Source organism: Mesorhizobium sp. WSM4810, assembly GCF_055811235.1.
The window spans coordinates 200,259-218,572 of record NZ_JBVVQV010000001.1; the positions used below are offsets into that span (position 1 = coordinate 200,259).

Annotated in this window: 15 protein-coding genes; 10 read left to right on the forward strand and 5 right to left on the reverse strand. The window is 63.8% G+C overall.

Features of this window, described 5'->3' with window-relative positions; all coding sequences use genetic code 11:
- Window positions 1–155: 155 nt before the first annotated feature.
- Both AC0L3O_RS01010 and glcF read left to right on the forward strand, forming a co-directional pair.
- A complete protein-coding gene (locus AC0L3O_RS01010; RefSeq protein ID WP_287258600.1) occupies window positions 156–1,361 on the forward strand; it encodes an FAD-binding protein in 1,206 nt (401 codons plus the stop codon).
- A 10-nt stretch (window positions 1,362–1,371) separates the two neighbouring features.
- Window positions 1,372–2,703, forward strand: coding sequence for a glycolate oxidase subunit GlcF (glcF, locus tag AC0L3O_RS01015; protein WP_287238001.1), 1,332 nt, complete (start codon window positions 1,372–1,374; stop codon window positions 2,701–2,703).
- A gap of 18 nt (window positions 2,704–2,721) precedes the next feature.
- Here glcF and AC0L3O_RS01020 read toward each other — a convergent pair whose 3' ends face one another.
- Both AC0L3O_RS01020 and AC0L3O_RS01025 read right to left on the reverse strand, forming a co-directional pair.
- A complete protein-coding gene (locus AC0L3O_RS01020) occupies window positions 2,722–3,642 on the reverse strand; it encodes a bifunctional 5,10-methylenetetrahydrofolate dehydrogenase/5,10-methenyltetrahydrofolate cyclohydrolase (protein ID WP_473614497.1) in 921 nt (306 codons plus the stop codon).
- Window positions 3,643–3,907: 265 nt separating this feature from the next.
- Window positions 3,908–4,654, reverse strand: coding sequence for a L,D-transpeptidase (locus AC0L3O_RS01025; protein WP_473614498.1), 747 nt, complete (start codon window positions 4,652–4,654; stop codon window positions 3,908–3,910).
- Between the two features lie 213 nt (window positions 4,655–4,867).
- Between AC0L3O_RS01025 and AC0L3O_RS01030 the strand changes: the two genes are divergently transcribed.
- Entirely contained in the window at window positions 4,868–5,503 is a 636-nt protein-coding gene (locus AC0L3O_RS01030) for a DNA-3-methyladenine glycosylase I (RefSeq protein WP_128175214.1), read from the forward strand.
- Between the two features lie 53 nt (window positions 5,504–5,556).
- On the opposite strand, the gene AC0L3O_RS01035 is transcribed toward AC0L3O_RS01030, so the two are convergent.
- Window positions 5,557–5,808 (reverse strand): hypothetical protein, encoded by a 252-nt coding sequence (locus tag AC0L3O_RS01035; RefSeq protein WP_419694258.1) that lies wholly within the window; start codon window positions 5,806–5,808, stop codon window positions 5,557–5,559.
- A 203-nt stretch (window positions 5,809–6,011) separates the two neighbouring features.
- Here AC0L3O_RS01035 and hisS point away from each other — a divergent pair, with 203 nt between their 5' ends.
- The 4 genes from hisS to AC0L3O_RS01055 all read left to right on the forward strand — a co-directional run bounded on the left by hisS (window position 6,012) and on the right by AC0L3O_RS01055 (window position 11,512).
- Complete coding sequence (gene hisS, locus AC0L3O_RS01040; RefSeq protein ID WP_419694257.1) at window positions 6,012–7,544, forward strand: histidine--tRNA ligase; 1,533 nt, start codon at window positions 6,012–6,014, stop codon at window positions 7,542–7,544.
- A 178-nt stretch (window positions 7,545–7,722) separates the two neighbouring features.
- Window positions 7,723–8,844 carry an ATP phosphoribosyltransferase regulatory subunit gene (locus AC0L3O_RS01045; protein WP_473614501.1) on the forward strand — a complete coding sequence of 374 codons (1,122 nt, stop codon included), beginning with the start codon at window positions 7,723–7,725 and terminating at the stop codon, window positions 8,842–8,844.
- Window positions 8,841–9,542 carry an ATP phosphoribosyltransferase gene (gene hisG, locus AC0L3O_RS01050; RefSeq protein ID WP_473614502.1) on the forward strand — a complete coding sequence of 234 codons (702 nt, stop codon included), beginning with the start codon at window positions 8,841–8,843 and terminating at the stop codon, window positions 9,540–9,542. Before AC0L3O_RS01045 ends, hisG begins: the two co-directional genes overlap by 4 nt.
- 197 nt (window positions 9,543–9,739) lie before the next feature.
- The gene (locus AC0L3O_RS01055; RefSeq protein ID WP_473614504.1) at window positions 9,740–11,512 is read left to right on the forward strand and encodes an AMP-binding protein; all 1,773 of its coding nucleotides are present in this window, start codon (window positions 9,740–9,742) and stop codon (window positions 11,510–11,512) included.
- Between the two features lie 158 nt (window positions 11,513–11,670).
- On the opposite strand, the gene AC0L3O_RS01060 is transcribed toward AC0L3O_RS01055, so the two are convergent.
- Together AC0L3O_RS01060 and AC0L3O_RS01065 are read right to left on the reverse strand one after the other, a co-directional pair.
- Window positions 11,671–14,820: an efflux RND transporter permease subunit gene (locus tag AC0L3O_RS01060; protein WP_473614505.1), complete on the reverse strand. Its 3,150-nt coding sequence runs from the start codon at window positions 14,818–14,820 to the stop codon at window positions 11,671–11,673.
- Complete coding sequence (locus tag AC0L3O_RS01065; protein ID WP_473614506.1) at window positions 14,817–15,983, reverse strand: efflux RND transporter periplasmic adaptor subunit; 1,167 nt, start codon at window positions 15,981–15,983, stop codon at window positions 14,817–14,819. The genes AC0L3O_RS01060 and AC0L3O_RS01065 overlap by 4 nt, the downstream gene beginning before the upstream one ends.
- Before the next feature lie 79 nt (window positions 15,984–16,062).
- Between AC0L3O_RS01065 and AC0L3O_RS01070 the strand changes: the two genes are divergently transcribed.
- From AC0L3O_RS01070 to AC0L3O_RS01080, 3 genes are all read left to right on the forward strand, one after another.
- A complete protein-coding gene (locus AC0L3O_RS01070) occupies window positions 16,063–16,284 on the forward strand; it encodes a hypothetical protein (protein ID WP_023800361.1) in 222 nt (73 codons plus the stop codon).
- Between the two features lie 344 nt (window positions 16,285–16,628).
- On the forward strand, window positions 16,629–17,102 hold the full coding sequence (locus AC0L3O_RS01075) for a VOC family protein (protein WP_473614725.1): 474 nt from the start codon (window positions 16,629–16,631) through the stop codon (window positions 17,100–17,102).
- Window positions 17,103–17,741: 639 nt separating this feature from the next.
- Window positions 17,742–18,314, forward strand: coding sequence for an NAD(P)H-dependent flavin oxidoreductase (locus AC0L3O_RS01080; RefSeq protein ID WP_245277712.1), 573 nt, complete (start codon window positions 17,742–17,744; stop codon window positions 18,312–18,314).

The window sequence follows — 18,314 nt, forward strand, 5'->3', positions numbered from 1 at the left end:
TCTCGGCGGCCCTCGGTTTTTTCGTTTTTTGCGTTGTTTTTTTTGTGCGGGGGGGTTTTGGGGGGGCCCCCCCCCCCCCACGGGGGGGCTGGGGGGGCCCGCCCACCCCCCCCCACGGAGAGGGGGTCTGCGGCCGATGTGCGCCCAGGACAGCCATGACCACCTTCACCGCCGCCACCACCGCCGAAACTCTCGCCACTGTCGCCTGGGCGGCGGCGGAAGAAACGCCGCTCGAAATCCTCGGCCATGGCTCCAAGCGCGGCATCGGCCGTCCGCTGCAGACCGAGCACACGCTCGACCTGTCGAAACTGTCAGGCGTGACGCTCTACGAGCCGGCTGAACTGGTGCTGTCAGCAAAGGCCGGCACGCCGCTCGCCGAGATCGAAAAATTACTTGCCGAAAACGGCCAGCAACTCGCTTTCGAACCACTGGATTATGGCCCGCTGCTCGGCGGCGAAAAGGGAAAAGGCACGATCGGCGGCGTACTGGCCGCGAACCTTTGCGGTCCGCGCCGGCTGAAGGCGGGGGCGGCGCGCGACCATATTCTTGGCATTGCAGCGGTTTCGGGGCGTGGCGAGGCGTTCAAATCGGGCGGCCGCGTGGTCAAGAACGTCACCGGCTATGACCTGTCCAAGCTCATGGCCAACAGCTGGGGCACGCTTGCCGTTCTTACCGACGTCACCTTCAAGGTGCTGCCCGCTGCCGAGACCGAAGTCACGCTGGCTGTGCGCGGCCTGCTCGACGATCATGCCGCGGCCGCTATGGCGCTGGCGCTCGGTTCCAGCGCCGAAGTGTCGAGTGCTGCCCATCTTCCCGAACGCGTTGCCGCACGGGTCGCCGGCGGCGGTCTCGGCAGCACCGCCGCGACATTGCTGCGCGTCGAGGGGTTCGGCCCGTCGGTCGCCTACCGCATCGCAGCGCTGAAAGATCTGCTCGGAAATGCCGGCCCGCTCGAGGAAATCTCGGGCGAGACTTCGCATTCGGTCTGGCGCGATATCCGCGATTGTGCGCCGTTTGCCGACGGCCTAGAAAAGCCGGTGTGGCGCGTGTCGATGGCGCCGGCGCAAGGCCACCAGATGGTGCTGGCGCTGCGCATGCAGGCGGCCGTCGATGCCTTTTATGACTGGCAGGGCGGACTGATCTGGCTGCGCATGGAGCATGGCGATCCCGAAGCCGATCTTCTGCGAGCAGTGGTGAGACAGTATGGCGGCGGCCATGCGACGCTGGTGCGCGCCGCCCCTTCGCATCGCGCCGCTGTGCCGGTGTTCGAGCCGCAGGCGCCGCACCTGGCAGCATTGTCGGCGCGGCTCAAAGCCGAATTCGATCCGAAGGCGATCCTCAACCCCGGCCGCATGGCTTAGGAGGTACGAGATGCAGACCAATTTCTCAGCTGCCCAGCTTGCCGATCCGCATGTCGCGGAATCGGAAAAGATCCTGCGCAAATGCGTGCATTGCGGCTTCTGCACGGCCACCTGCCCGACCTATGTGACGCTTGGCAACGAACTGGATTCGCCGCGCGGGCGGATCTACCTGATCAAAGACATGCTGGAGAACGGCCGACCGGCCGACAAGCAGATCGTCACCCATATCGACCGTTGCCTGTCCTGCCTCGCCTGCATGACAACCTGCCCGTCGGGCGTCAACTACATGCATCTGGTCGACCACGCCCGCGTCCATATCGAGGAAACCTACAAGCGGCCGCTGCCCGATCGGCTGACGCGCGCCATGCTGGCCTTGGTCCTGCCTTATCCCTCGCGGTTTCGCGCTGCGCTCAAGCTGGCAAAGCTCGGCCAGCCATTCGCCGGATTGCTGGAAAAGCTCCCGGCGCTGAAGCCGCTGGGTGCGATGCTCAAGCTCGCCCCGGCGTCGATTCCTGCGGCCTCGCCAATGGCTTCGCCGGGCATTCATGCCGGGCAGGGCACGAGCAAAAATGGCCGCGTCGCCATCCTTACCGGCTGCGCGCAGTCCGTGCTCGATCCCGCCATCAACGACACGACGATCGCGCTGCTGACGCGGCTCGGCGTCGAGGTCGTGGTTCCCGAGGGCGAGGGCTGCTGCGGCGCGCTGGTGCATCACATGGGCCGCGAGGCGGCAGCCCTTGCCTCGGCCAGGCGCAATGTCGACGCCTGGACGCGCGCCATCGACCAAGGCGGGCTGGATGCCATCGTCATCACTGCGTCGGGCTGCGGCACCACCATCAAGGATTATGGTTTCATGCTGCGCCTCGATCCCGCCTATGCCGACAAGGCAGCGCGGGTGTCGGCGCTGGCCAGGGACGTCACCGAATATCTGGCAAGCATCGATCTGCCCGAGCCGGTGCGCAAGCCCGGCACCATCGTTGCCTATCACTCCGCCTGCTCGATGCAGCACGGCCAGAAAATCACCCGCCAGCCGAAGGAGCTTCTGGCCAAAGCCGGCTTCGTCGTGCGCGAGCCGCGCGAGGGGCATTTGTGCTGTGGCTCGGCCGGCACTTACAACATTTTGCAATCGGAGATTTCGGCTCAACTGCGTGACCGCAAGGTGAGAAATATCGAGGCGACCGGTGCTGAAATCGTCGCCACCGGCAACATCGGCTGCATCACCCAGATTGCGTCCGCCGCGAAACTGCCGGTGGTGCACACGATAAAGCTGCTCGACTGGGCCTATGGCGGGCCGCAGCCGGAGGGCGTTCCGGACAGCAGGGCAGCCGTTGCGGCGGAGTGATCCACCGGCGCTGCCGGCTTATTCCGCTGCGAGCTTGTCCACCACGCCATAGGTCGCATGGTAGCGCGCGCGCTGCCGGCTGAGCGCCACCATCGTGTTGCGCAAAAGAATCGCCACGGTGATCGGGCCGACGCCGCCCGGCACCGGCGTGATCCAGGACGCCACATGCTTGACGCTCTCGGCGTCGACGTCACCGACGATGCGGCTCTCCCCGTCCGGTCCGATCTCGGAATTGATGCCGATGTCGATGACGGCCGCACCGGGCTTGACCATGTCGGCCTTGATCAGCCGCGGCTTGCCGACGGCGACGAACAGAGCATCGGCACGCCGCGCATGCGCGGCCACCGAGCGCGTCATGTGGTGGCACACCGTCACCGTCGCGCCCTCGCTCATCAGCAGGAAGGCGATCGGCTTGCCGACGATCTCGGAGTGACCGACGATGACGACCTCGAGGCCCTTGAGATCGAGACCGGTTTCCCTGAGCAGTTCGACCGAAGCGGCGGCCGTGCAGGGTGCGAGGTCGAGCTGGTTATAGACGATGTTGCCGATCGAGGCCGGATGCATGCCCTCGACGTCCTTGAGCGGATGCACCGCCGCTTGCAGCGTCTTGATCGGGATATGCACCGGCACCGGCCGCTGGATGATGATGCCGGTGACGCGCGGATCGGCGTTCAGGCCATGGATCGCCGCTTCGAGTTCGCCGGCGGTGATGTCGGCGGCAAACCGCCTTTCCTCGAAGCCGATACCGGCCAGTGCCGCCTTGGCGCGCTGGTTGCGCACATAGACATCGACTGCAGCCGTGTCGCCGACGGTGATCGATATCAGTTTGGCCGGAAAGCCTTCGGCGGTGGCGATCACTGCATCCTCGCGCACCGAGGCGATGATGCGTTGGGCGACCGGACCGCCCCGGAGATAGCGGCTGTCATCGGACAGGGACATTGTGCTAGGCCTTTGTCTGGAAGCGTTGCAGCCGACATAGCAAAATACCGAGGAGAATGGCAGCGAGAATGCGAACCGCCATGCCGCGGGCGCGACGTACCACCCGACCCTGCCAAACTATCCTATGGCGTCCCGGAAACAGAAAGGGCAGCGCGGATTGCCGCACTGCCCTTTCGTGACCGACCGTATCCCCACACGGCCCGTCCCCCGTATTCTGATGATCCCGAGACTTCTTGACAGACTCGGCAACAAAATCAACCGCAGATTACATCACCACAACCGTCGTGCCAACATCGACCCGCTCATAGAGATCGACGACGTCCTCGTTGCGCATGCGAATGCAGCCCGACGACACCGCGCCGCCGATCGTCCATGGCTGGTTGGTGCCATGGATGCGGTAGAGCGTCGAGCCGAGATAAAGCGCGCGCGCGCCGAGCGGGTTCTCGACGCCGCCGGCGACATAGGTCGGCAGATAACGGCCGTTGGCGGCCTCGCGCGAGATCATCTGCGCCGGCGGTCGCCATTCGGGCCAGACCTTCTTCTGCGAGATCTTGTGCCTGCCGGCCCATTCGAAGCCCGGCTTGCCGGTGCCGACGCCATAGCGCCGCGCCTTGCCGTTGTTCTCGACCAGATAGAGGAAATTCTCCCGCGTATCGATGACGATCGTGCCCGGCTTCTCCGGGCCGTCATAGGCGACTTCCTGCGGCAGATAGATCGGGTTGATCTGCGGGCGCGCGATAATGCGCTTCTTTGACGGCGCCTGCACCGCCGCCGTGTGCAGCTGAGCCGGTTGCGCCTGCCGCTGAGAACGGCGCTGCGGCTTTTGCATCTCTTGCCGGTTCTGGCGGACGATGCCTGGCGCGCGGCCAAGCTGCAGCACCCAGGGCGCCGAAAGGTCGGGGCTCACCATCACCGGCGGCCTGTCGGCATAGCGGTCGTTGGCGCTGGAGGATGTAGCGGCAGTGGCCAGCACAGCTGCGGCGCCGAGCAGCGGGAACAAAAATGTCTTCATCGGAACGCACCCTGATCGTCGAACATGCTGGGGCGCTCAAGCGTCCCCGATGTCGCGAACATTGGGCGCGGAGCAGCAACCGAAATGTGAATCGGAATGCGTAAAATGCTGCATTGTCAGTAAAGCTTTCGGTGTGGTTACCGGCCGGTTCAGGAATCTGGTAAAGCCGCGGTAAAGGCAGCGCTGAGGCGCATTAACCAATGGAATTCCGCCATGGATGAGAAGACAGGCCTGCTCGCTGGACCCGATGGTATCGCGCGCTGCTTCTGGCACGGCAATCTGCCGGACTATTTGCACTACCACGATCACGAATGGGGCCGGCCGGTCGACGACGACCGCAGGCTGTTCGAAAAGATCTGCCTCGAAGGCTTTCAGTCGGGCCTGTCCTGGCTGACCATATTGCGCAAGCGCGAGAATTTTCGCGAGGCGTTCGCCGGCTTCGATATCGACAGGATCGCCGCCTTCACCGAACAGGATGTCGAGCGCCTGCTCGGCAATGCCGGCATCATTCGCCACCGCGGCAAGATCGTCTCGACCATCAACAACGCCAGGCGCGCGCGTGAATTGGCCGACGAGGCCGGCTCGCTGGCGGCCTGGTTCTGGAAGTTCGAACCCGGCCCGGACGAACGGCCCGAAATCGTCGATCTCGCCCATCTGCGCGCCAATCCGACCACGGTAGTCTCGGTGCGGATTTCGAAGGAGCTGAAGAAACGCGGCTGGAGCTTTGTCGGCCCGACCACCGTCTACGCCTTCATGCAGGCCATGGGGCTGGTCAACGACCATCTCGAAGGCTGTGTCTGCCGCGAGCAGGTCGAGGTGGAGCGCAAGGCGTTCAAAAGGCCGAAGTAGCGTCGTTCTTGCCTTCTCCCACAAGGGGAGAAGGCAAGGGGGCGCTCAACAACTCAAGCGCCGGCGCCGGCCAGAAAGAGCCCGGCAACGATAGCCGCTATCGTGGCAAACGCCGGATAGATCACGAGCAGGCTGGTCAGCAGCGCATCGCGCATGGTCGGCCCCGTACGCTTGTCTGCGGCAACCTCGAACGGTCCCGCCATTTGGGCTGCAGGTCCCGGTGCATGATGATCGGCCGGCCTCAGCTGGGCGGGCAGCTCGCGGGTGCGGCTGTCGATGATGTCGAATTTCCGCGCCAAGGTCATGGCCCGAACCCCTTGTTTCGGCGCGCTTTATCGGCTGCGATTGTGTCGGCACGATGCCGCGCTTATGGCGGAATTGTTTCAGCTTCTTGGCTTCTCCCGCACGGGGAGAAGGCAGGGAGCAAACCCTTGCCGCGCCAAGCCCCATCGGTTAGGACACGCCCACTCGAAACAAGTCAGCTTTACCTAGCGAAAAGACCCATGCCATGGCCGACAAATCGGAAAAGATGAAAGCGCGGCTGCCGCGCGGGCTTGTCGATCGCGGCGCTGAGGATATCCGTGCCGTCGAGAAGATGATGGCGACGATCCGCTCGGTCTATGAGCTGTACGGCTTCGAGCCGGTCGACCAGCCGCTGATCGAATACACCGATGCGCTGGGCAAATTCCTGCCCGATCAGGATCGGCCGAACGAGGGTGTGTTCTCCTTCCAGGACGACGACGACCAGTGGCTGTCGCTGCGCTACGATTTGACCGCGCCGATGGCCCGTTTTGTCGCTGAAAACTTTGAGCGCCTGCCGAAACCCTATCGCAGCTACCGCTCCGGCTGGGTGTTCCGCAACGAAAAGCCCGGCCCTGGCCGCTTCCGCCAGTTCATGCAGTTCGACGCCGACACGGTCGGCACGCCAGGTGTCGCGGCCGACGCCGAAATGGCGATGATGATGGCCGACGTGATGGAAGCGCTCGGCATCAAGCGCGGCGACTACGTCATTAGGGTCAACAATCGCAAGGTGCTCGACGGCGTGCTGGAGGCGATCGGCCTTGGCGGCGACGAGAATGCTGGGCGCCGGTTGCAGGTGCTGCGCGCGATCGACAAGCTGGACAAGTTTGGACCGGAAGGCGTCAAGCTTTTGCTGGGCAAAGGTCGCTGGGACGGCGGTAAAGAGGGCGAGGGGGATTTTACAAAGGGGGCTGGGCTAGACGAAGTTCAAGCAGCGTTCATTGTCGCCGTCGTTCTTCACAACCAACACGTCGAGGCTGGGCTCAAAAACGATGTAGGAAAATGGAACAGGGTACTTGAGGCCAACCCCACCGCCGAAGCGGGATTTGCTGAACTCAAAGAGATTGAAGCGCTTGTCCTGGCTGCCGGCTATGGTCCGGACCGCATTCGCATAGACCCCTCCGTCGTCCGCGGCCTCGAATATTACACCGGCCCGGTCTATGAAGCCGAACTGCTGGCCGAAATTCCCAACGAAGAGGGAAAAATCGTCCGCTTCGGCTCGGTCGGCGGTGGCGGGCGCTATGATGGCCTCGTCTCGCGCTTTCGCGGCGAGCCGGTGCCGGCGACCGGCTTTTCCATCGGCGTCTCCAGGCTGATGACGGCGCTGAAGAACCTCGGCAAGCTCGATACATCGGACGTGATCGCGCCGGTCGTCGTGCTCACCATGGACAAGGACACGGACAGTCTCGGCCGCTACCAGAAAATGGTGGCCGAGCTGCGCGCCGCCGGCATCCGCTCGGAAATGTATCTCGGCGGCGCCGGCATGAAGGCGCAGCTCAAATATGCCGACCGCCGCGGCAGCCCGGTCGCCATCATCCAGGGCGGCGACGAGCGGGCGAAAGGCGAGGTGCAGATCAAGGACCTGATCGAGGGCGCCCGGATGTCGGCGGAGATTGTGGACAACGCCGAATGGCGCGCGGCGCGGCCGGCTCAGGTGACCGTGACGGAATGCGAGCTGGTCGCCGAGGTAAGGAAGATACTGGCGGCACAGGCGGCCGACCGTGCGAAGGGTGGCGCGTGAACACCCCCCTCTGGCCTGCCGGCCATCTCCCCCTCAAGGGGGGAGATTGGCAGCCGTACCGCCGGCACTCACCTTTCAACCTTGAAAATAGGGCGAAGGCTGCGACGAGACTAATCTCCCCCCTTGAGGGGGAGATGGCCGGCAGGCCAGAGGGGGGTGCCTCGCACCCAACCGATCAATGACCTCCCGCTACCCCGCCATCGCATCAGACATCACAAAACTCTTCGCCGCGCGCAACACGCATGCGGTGGAAGTCGCGGTGCTGCAGCCGGCCGACCCGTTCCTCGATATGGCCGGCGAGGATTTGCGCCGGCGTATTTTCCTCACCGAAAGCGAGACCGGACAGACGCTTTGCCTGCGGCCGGAGTTCACCATCCCGGTCTGCCTCGACCACATTGCCAGCCAGGCCGGCACGCCGCGCCGCTATTCCTATCTCGGTGAGGTGTTTCGCCAGCGCCGCGAGGGCGCAAATGAGTTCTTCCAGGCCGGCATCGAGGATCTCGGCGACAGCGACATCGCACAGGCCGATGCCCGATCGCTGGCCGATGCGCATGCGCTGCTTTCGCTGGTGCTGCCGGGCCAGGAACTAACGATCACGCTCGGCGACCAGACTGTTTTCGAGGCGGTGCTCGCCGCACTCGGCCTGCCGCGCGGCTGGCGCATGCGGCTGGCCCGCGCCTTCGGTTCGGCGGCGATGCTGGAGGCAGCGCTGGCCGACCTCGCCAATCCGCCGCGCAACGGCCAGCTTGCCGGCGCGGTCGCAGCCCTTGTCCTCGACGGCAATCTGGAAGCGCTTTCCTCGCACATCGCCGGCGGCATGGAACAGGCGGGTCTGTCGGCGTCGGCCGGACGGTCGCCGACCGAGATTGCGCGGCGCTTGATCGAAAAGGCCGAGCTGCGCAGCGTCAGGCTGTCGAACGAGGCATTTTCGGCGCTTAAGGATTTTCTGGCGATCGATGTGACGCTCGACGGCGCGGCAAAAGCGCTCGAAACCTTTGCGACCGGGGCCGGCGTTTCGCTGGGCGCGGCACTGGAGAATTTTTCAGCTCGCGCCAAGGCGATCGAAGCGCTTGGCCTGTCCACGGCAAAAATCCGCTACGACGCCGCCTTTGGCCGTCCGCTTGATTACTACACGGGCCTGGTCTTCGAGATCGCGGTGGAAAACGGTGACCGGCCGCTGGCCGGCGGCGGCCGCTATGACCGGCTGCTGACGTTGCTCGGCGCGAAAACGCCGATCCCCGGCGTCGGCTTTTCCGTCTGGCTCGACCGCATCGAAGCGTTGCGGGAGAAGGCGCAATGATCACCCTGGCGATTCCATCGAAGGGCCGGCTCAAGCAGCAGGCGCTGGAGGTGCTGGCCAAGGCCGGGCTTGCCGTCAGCCTGCCCGGCGACGAGCGCAAATACCGCGCCCGCATCGAAGGCGTGGAAGCGGTCGAGGTGGCGTTCCTGTCGGCCTCGGAAATCGCAGGCGAAATCGGCCAGGGCTCGGTCGACCTCGGCATCACCGGCGAGGATCTGTTGCGCGAAAGCCTCGCCGACTGGGCGGCGCGCGCTGATATCGTCGCCCGCCTCGGTTTCGGCAATGCCGATGTCGTGGTGGCGGTGCCCGACATCTGGCTCGACGTCGATACGATGGCCGACCTCGACGATGTCGCCGCCGATTTCCGCCAGCGCCACGGCAGGCGGCTCAGGATAGCCACAAAATACTGGCGGCTGACGCAGCAGTTTTTTTCCCAAAAGCACGGCATCCAGGTCTATCGCATCGTCGAGAGCCTCGGCGCCACCGAAGGCGCGCCGGCGGCGGGATTGGCCGATGTCGTCGTCGACATCACCACGTCAGGCTCGACGCTGCGCGCCAATCACCTGAAGATTTTGGCGGACGGCGTCATCCTGCGCTCGCAGGCCTGCCTCGTCGCGTCGCGGAAGCCGCGTGCGGCGACCGACGAGGCTGTCATGCGCGACATCGCGGCGAAGATGGGTGCCTTCCCTCCCCCTTGAGGGGAGGGTGGACAGCCGCCGAAGGCGGATGGACGGGTGGGGTCGTTGCGGCAGTGCTCGACGCGAGACGACCCCACCCGCCTCGCTTCGCGAGGCACCCTGCCCTCAAGGGGAGGGATTGCGCTCCAGTACCATCAACGGGATTTCCACCACCCCGGCAGGCTGATAGACTCGGGTCGCCTGCGGAGGAGACGGCGATGCCGATCAATCTCGACGAGTTGAAGAATGCCACCAGCCTGCGCGGCCGTCGCCCGGGCAATGGGGCCATGTTTGTCGCGCCGGTCGACGGCAGGGCGCATGTGTCGGGCGAGCGCACCGTGCCGCTGCTGCAGCAAACGATCCCGGCGCTGCTTTCGGACACAGTCAGCAAATACGGCACACTCGATGCCGCCGTCTTCGTCGACCAGGACAAGCGCTTCACCTGGAGCGAACTTTCAGACACGGTGGACGCGCTGGCCGCAGGCTTCCTGGCGCTTGGCCTTGAAAAAGGCGACCGCGTCGGCATCTGGTCGCCGAACCGCTGGGAGTGGCTGGTGACGCAATTCGCCACCGCCCGCATCGGCCTGATCCTGGTCAACATCAACCCGGCTTATCGGCTGGCCGAACTCGACTATGCACTGAACAAGGTCGCTTGCCGAGCGCTGGTCACGGCCGTCAAATTCAAGAGCTCCGACTATCTCGGCATGATCGAGACGCTGGCGCCGGAGATCGCAACGGCGACACCGGGCGAGCTCGATGCGAAAAAATTGCCGGCGCTAAAAATCGTCATCCGCATGGGCGAGGAGCATTCGCCCGGCATGCTCAATTTCACCGACGTGCTGGCGATGGGCGGGCGCGACGAGCATGATAGCCTCGACCGGATCTCCGAGGGGCTGAAACCCGGCGATGCCATCAACATCCAGTTCACCTCAGGCACGACAGGCGCGCCCAAGGGCGCGACGCTGACCCACAACAACATCGTCAACAACGGCAATTTCGTCACCTCGGCGATCAGGCTCACCGTCGAGGACCGGCTGTGCATCCCGGTGCCGCTCTATCACTGCTTCGGCATGTCGATGGGCACGATCGGCTGCGTCACCAAGGGCGCGACAATGGTTTTCCCGGGCGAGGGTTTTGATGCCGGCGCCACGCTGAGAGCGGTGGCGGGCGAGCACTGCACCGGCCTCTATGGCGTGCCGACCATGTTCGTCGGCCTGCTCGACCATCCGGATTTCGACACCTTCGATCTCACCAGCCTGCGCACCGGCATCATGGCCGGCTCGCCGTGCCCGATCGAGGTGATGAAGAAGGTGGTGTCACTGATGCACATGGCGGAGGTGACAATCGCCTATGGCATGACCGAGACCAGCCCGGTGTCGTTCCAGAGCAGTGTCGACGACCCGCTGGAAAAGCGCGTCTCGACCGTCGGCCGCGTCCACCCCCATGTCGAGGTCAAGGCGATCGATGCCGATGGCGCGACCGTTGCGGTCGGCGCGCCGGGCGAACTCTGCACGCGCGGCTATTCGGTGATGAAGGGCTATTGGGACGACGAGGAAAAAACCCGCGAGGCGATCGATCCCGACGGCTGGATGCACACCGGCGACCTCGCCACCATCGACGCCGAGGGTTATTGCAACATCGTCGGCCGGGTCAAGGATATGGTCATCCGCGGCGGCGAGAACGTCTATCCGCGCGAGGTCGAGGAATTTCTCTACCGCCACCCCAAGGTCAGGGAAGTGCAGGTGTTCGGCATCCCCGATCCGAAATTTGGCGAGGAGCTTTGTGCCTGGATCGTGCTCAAGCCGGGCCAGACCGCCACTGACCAGGAGATCAAGGCCTTCTGCGCCGGCCAGATCGCCCATTACAAGATCCCGCGCCACATCCGCTTTCGCACCGAATTGCCAATGACGGTGACCGGCAAGCCGCAGAAGTTTTTGATGCGCGAGGCGATGGTTGACGAACTGGGGCTGGTGACGCCGAAGACCGCCTGAGCGGGCAACGGGCTCCCGTTCGTACTTACGCGTTTGAAGAACAGAGGCGTTGTCTCAATGTCGGGCACAATGACCCGGTCGAACGCGGCCTCCCCGCTGAGATCTGCGACGACGGACCCGAGCCAGCACCAGTGACAGACCGCGATAAGATCGTACTGCTACCCGGGAAGTGTAGGTGTGTACTCACGCCTCGTCTTTCGCGCGGCGCGCCATTCCTCGAACCGTTGCAGGATGACGAAGAAGGACGGTACGAAGAGAACGGCGAGACAGGTCGAGGCGATCATGCCGGAAAAGACCGTGATGCCGATCGACTTGCGCGCGCTGGCCCCGGCGCCTGTCGCCAACACCAGCGGCGCGACACCAAGGATAAACGCGAAGGACGTCATCAGGATGGGCCGGAAGCGCGCTCGTGCCGCCTCGATCGCCGCTTCGACTATCGGTCTGCCGGCGGCGCGCAATTCGCGCGCGACCTCGACGATCAGGATGGCGTTCTTGGCGGATAGCGCGATCAGCAGGATCAGGCCAATCTGCACGTAGAGATTGTTGTCGATGCCGAGGCCGTTGAGAACCAGGACCGGACCCACCAGCGACAGCGGCGCGGCGAGCAAGATCGAGATCGGGGCCAGCCAGCTCTCATATTGGCCTGCCAGCACCAGATAGACCAAGAGCAGCGCCATGCCGAACACCAAATAGATCTGGCTGCCGACAAGCTTTTCCTGGAAGGACAGCGCCGTCCAGTCGAAGCCGGTGCCGGGCGGCAATGTGTCGGCCGCAACCCCTTCCATCAGTTTGATCGCGTCGCCCGACGAGAAGCCATGTGCCTGCACACCGATGATCGATGCCGAGGGATAGAGGTTATAGAGGCTGATCAGTGATGGGCCGACGCTTGGCGTGACTGTCAGCAATGTCCCGAGCGGGATCATGTCGCCGCTCTGGTTGCGCACGCTCAGGCGGGCGATATTCTCGGGCGTCAGGCGAAATTGCGCATCGCCCTGCACATAGATCTGGAACACCCGCCCGAACTTGTTGAACTGACTGACATAAGTCGAGCCCAGATAACCGGCGAGCGTCTGGAAGACCTGGTCCGTGGTCAGCCCCAGGGTTTGCACCTTCTCGCGGTCGATTTCGACCGTGTATTGCGGGACGTTGGCCCGGAACGGCGCCGATACGCGCTGGATACCTGACTGCGTCTGAGCGGTCCTGGTTATTGCCTCGACTGCTCCTTGCAGCTTGGCGAGGTCGAAACTGCCGTCACGCAGCTCGACCTGCATGGTGAAGCCGGCGGCGTTGCCGATGCCCTGGATCGGCGGTGGAGGCAGCACCAGTACAGTTCCGTCACCCATGTCGGACAGATTCTTGTTGAGCGTTGCGTAGAGCGAGGCAAGATCCTCGCCCTTGCCGCGCAAGCTCCAGTCCTTGAGGATGATGTAGGCAACGCCGGCGTTTGCCAGCGTCGAGTTATTGTCGAGTGCCGAGATGCCCGCGATGGTCACGACCTGATCGACGCCCGGCGTGGCCTTGGCGAGCTTCGAAACCTGTTGCAGCGTCTCCTGTGTACGGCCAAGTGCGGCGCCGTCGGGCAGTTGAACCGAAGCAAGCAGGTAGCCCTGGTCCTCGATCGGGATGAAGCCGGTGGCCACGCGCGATATGCCATAGCCTGCCGCCCCGATGATCAGCAGCGCGATGATGCCCATCACCGTGCTGTGACGCACCATGGCACCGATCAGGCCGGCATAACGGTTCTCCAGGCGCTGGTAGACCGCGTTGAAGCCGCGAAAGAAGACATTGCGCTGGTCCGGCGGCACCGGCCGCCTTAGCCATGTCGCACACTGCGTCGGTTTGAGCGTTGCCGCGTTGATGGCGCTGATTAAGGCAGTTGCCGCAATCACCAGTGCGAATTGCGCATACATTTGCCCCGTGAGGCCGGGCAGGAACGCAGCCGGGAGGAACACCGCCATCAGCACCAAGGTGATGCCGATGATCGGCCCGAAGAGGGCGTTCATGGCGGCAATGGCCGCGTCGTGGCCCGACATGCCGCGCTCCATATTGTGAGTGGCGCCCTCGACCACGACGATGGCGTCGTCGACGACGATGCCGATGGCAAGCACGATGGCGAACAGGGTCGACAGGTTGACCGAAAAGCCGAGCGCGGCCATCGCCGCGAACGCCCCGATGATCGTCACCGGAACGGTCGTTGCCGGCACCAGCATCGCCCGCCAGTCCTGCAGGAAAAGCAGGATGACGATGAGCACCAGGACGGCGGCTTCGATCAGCGTCTTGTAGACCTCGTGGATCGCCTGGCTGACGAAAATCGTGGTGTTGAAGGGGATCGAGTATGCCAGGCCTTGCGGAAACTCGCGTGACAGGTCCTTCATCCTGGCCTCGACCTTGCCGGCCACATCGAGCGCATTGGCGCCCGGCGACAGGAAAACGGCCATGCCCGCAGCCGGCTGGCCGTCGAGATTGAAGAACTGCCCATAGGTCTGGGCGCCGAGCTCGACTCGGCCGACGTCGCGCACGCGCGTCATGTCGCCATTGGCGCCGGTCTTGACGATCACGGTGCCGAACTGGCCGGGATCGTCAAGGCGGCTGGACACTTCGATCGTGTACTGGAAGGACTGGCCGTCGGGCGCCGGCGGCGCGCCGACCTGGCCTGCGGTGACCTGCTCGCTCTGCTGCCCCAGCGCCTGGACGACGTCCTGCGTGGTAAGGCCGCGCGCCTGCATCTTCTCGGGATCAAGCCAGACACGCATGGAATACTGGCCGGCGCCGAACACATTGACATTGCCGACCCCCGGTATTCGGGAGAGCTCATCCTTGAGCCGGATGGTCGCGTAGTTGGCGAGATAAAGGCTGTCATATTCCCCGTTCGGTGAAGTCAGCGTGACGATCTCGAGGATCGAGGTCGACTTCTGCTGAACGGTGACGCCTTGCACCTGCACCGCTTGCGGCAGCGTCGCCAGGGCTGAGGACACACGGTTCTGCACACGCACTTGCGCCTGGTCGAGATCGGTGCCGATCGCGAACGTGACGGTGAGATTGTAGGTGCCATCCGATGCAGCATAGGACTGCATGTAGATCATGCCCTCGACGCCGTTAACCTGCTGCTCGATCGGCAACGCCACCGTGTCGATCACCGCACGCGCGCTCGCTCCCGGATAGCGCGTCGTCACCGAAACGGTAGGCGGCACCACGTCGGGATACTGCGCCACCGGCAGGGCAAAGAGCGAGATGACGCCTATGACGACCATGAGGATGGCGATTACGTTCGCCAGGACCGGCCGCTCGATGAAGAATTTGGAGATCATTGCGCTGCGCCGTCCGTGGCGACTGCTTCCAGTTTCTTTTCTTGCGGTTCGATCTTCTGGCCAGGGACTGCCGTCAACAGGCCGGAGACCAGGACGCGGTCGTCCGCCCCGATACCCTTGATGATCACACGCAACGCCCCGACCAGTTGGCCGATCTCAACCGGACGCTGTTCGACCACGTCGTCCTTTCCGGCGACGAGCACGTAGCGACCCTTCTGGTCGCTACCGATCGCCCGGTCGGGAACGAGCAGCATGTCCGGCTCTACGCCCAACGGCACGCGCACACGCACGAAATAGCCAGGCAGCAGTTCCCGGCCTTCATTGGGGAGCACTGCGCGGACCGCTAGCGTGCCGGTGGCAGCGGTAACCTCTGGCGCGGCGTAGTCCAGCGTTCCCGCGTGGGGATAACCCGTCTCGCTCTGCAAGCCGACCTCGACCGGTATTTTCTTGAGATCCTGCGCGGTCATTCCACGCTTCGCCATGGCGGTGCGAATGCGCAGCACATCCTGCTCCGAGATATTGAAATTGACGTAGATGGGTGCGGTCTGAACGATGGTCGCCAGGGTGGTGGCGCTGCCGGCGCCGACAAGCTGCCCCATCGATACCTGGCGGGAGGTGACGGTGCCCGCGAACGGCGCCTTGACCTCGGTGTAGCTCAGATTGAGTTGAGCCTGCTTGACGTCGACCGCGCTCTGCTTGTGCTTGGCGATGTCGACGTCTGCTGCCGCGGCGGCCTGGTCGGCGGTCGATTGCGAGATGATTTTCTGGGACAGCAGCTCCTGCTGCCGCTTTAGGTCAGCACCGGACTGCTTGGCGGCGGCATCGGATGAACCCTGCCCGGCCTCGGATTGCTCGAGCGCCAGCTGGTAGGAATCGGGCTCGATCAGGAACAGCCGGGCGCCGGCCTTGACCTCGTCGCCGTCCTTGTAATCGATTTCCTGGATGAAGCCCGAGACGCGCGCAACCAGGGGCGTCGTGTTCACCGCCGCGGCACTGCCGGTAGCCTCGAGATATGGGGTCACGCTCTGCTTCAATGGAAGCGCCACGTCGACCTTGGGCGGAGGGGGCGGTACGTATGTGTTTTCCTCGCTACAAGCGGACAATACTAGTGTCGCGGCGAACAAGCCTGCCGCCTGCGCAATTCTACCCGATAGTAAAAGCATTTCCCCCCTCTATATACTTCCCGGTGTATATCGCATTATATAAAAGTGAGCTAATCTACATGTTTGAGGGGAGTTTGTCATGCGGATTGCGTTGAGCGTGCTTTTCTTGGCAACTCAGATGGCAACCACCGTGGCGCTGGCGCAGACGGCGGCCGAGCGTGAGGCCTGCCAGGCAGATTACCAGAAGATCTGCGAGGGCGTGTTGCCGGGCGGCGGCCACATCATCAAATGCCTGGCCGATCACATGAGTGAGCTGACGCCCGAATGCCAAAAGGTCGTCAAGGCGAACACGCCTGGATAGCACCACTGTGCCTTTCCGAGCCGCAGGTGAACATGACGTGTCGGACTGGAGCGCCGGTGGGCGAGGTCTGCGGGTGCCGGATCATGGCCCTGTCGTCTGGTCGGAAAGTTGGTCTGCTTTGTGGATTTTCCAGACATTCGCGACGCATTTCAGGGGCGGGCCTTCGCTTATCGTCCGGAACCCGTGCCAAAGCGACAGCGACATTAGGGTAAGCTGCTCTTTGCGTTCGCGCGGGCGAGACGGACGCTTCCGGGGTGGAGAAAAGCGGTTGGCTACCTATTTCGGAAGAGAGCGGATGGGGAAACAAGGCCGAAATCTTGGCCTCAAGCGAAAGGAACCCGCAAATGGCAAAGAATACGATTTGCCTCTGGTACGATAAGGACGCCGAGGCTGCCGCCCGCTTCTACTCCGAGATCTTTCCCGACAGCGTGGTGAGTGCCGTGCACCGTGCACCCAGTGACTACCCGGCCGGCAAAGAGGGCGACGTGTTGACGGTCGAATTCACAGTCGCGGGCCTTCCTTGTATCGGCCTCAACGGAGGTCCCGAGTTCAAGCACAACGAAGCCTTCTCGTTCCAGATCGCCACCGACGATCAGGAGGAGACCGACCGCTATTGGAATGCCATCGTCGGCAATGGCGGCCAGGAGAGCGTGTGCGGCTGGTGCAAAGACAAATGGGGGATTTCCTGGCAAATCACGCCGCGCGTGCTGACTGACGCGATGGCGGCTGGCGGCGACGAGGCAAAGCGCGCGTTTGATGCCGTGATGACTATGAAGAAAATCGACGTCGCCGCGATCGAGGCGGCGCGACGCGGTTGATGCTCAATCGCGTCTTGCTGCCAAATTGCTGCCAGAGTGTGTCAGCTCGCCACCCAGTGCGGCCGTCCAGCCGCCAGCTTTGCGTTGCGGCGACCATCAGTCACTTGCCACTAAAAACGGTCTGATTTCCCGGTTCGAGTCTCAAGCGGGACCACTATCCTGCTACAGTGCGTCGCGTATGCTGCATCTTCGGTATCCCTTCGATGATTTGGCGAGCGCGAACCGTGCCACTCAAAACCCGACTGACCGAACGTTTTGCGATCAGGCATCCCATCCTCCTCGCTCCTATGGGCGTGATGGCAGGCGGACGGCTTGCAGCAGCGGTGTCGCATGCCGGCGGGCTCGGTTTGATCGGCGGCGGCTACGGCGACGAAGCCTGGCTGGACAAGGAGTTTGCCGCCGCAGTCAACGCCCGTGTCGGATGTGGGTTTATTACATGGTCGCTGGCAACCAGGCCGTATCTGCTCGACCGCGTGCTGGAGCGGCAACCCGCGGCGCTGATGCTTTCATTCGGCTCGCCAGCACCCTTCGCCGCGCATATCAGAGAAGCGCGAGTGCCTTTCATCTGCCAAGTCCAGTCGATGTTGCACGCCCGCGAGGCGCTCGACGTCGGCGCAGATGCAATTGTGGCGCAGGGCAATGAAGCCGGCGGCCCACAGCGGTCCCCGCTCGACCTTCACACTCGTTCCCGAGATTGCCGATCTTCTCGCGAAACAGGCGCCTCAGACGCTTCTCGTGGCGGCGGGTGGCGTTGGCGACGGTCGAGCGCTTGCCGCGGCATTGATGCTCGGCGCCGACGGCGTCCTGGTCGGCACGCGGTTCATGGCGACTGCAGAGTCCGCTGCGCCGCGCGGATTCCAGGAGGCTATCATCGCCGCCGATGGCGATGCGACGATCAAGACCACAACTGTCGACATCGCCCGCAACTATCGTTGGCCGACAGACGAATTCGTCGCGCGCGTGCTGAGGACTCGATTTGTCGCCGCCTGGCATGGCCGCGAAGGTCAGCTGACTGAAGCGCCGACGCTGGCCATCCAGAGCAGCGACTATTGGGACGCCTTTTACGCTGGCGATGCCGAGAACACCGGCGTTTTGATGGGGGAAGTGGCCGGAGTGATCCGAAGCGTGGAGTCGGCTGGACGCGTGATCGACGACATGATCGGACAAGCCGAGCGTCTGCTCACGGACGGCCCGCGACGTATCGTCGATTGA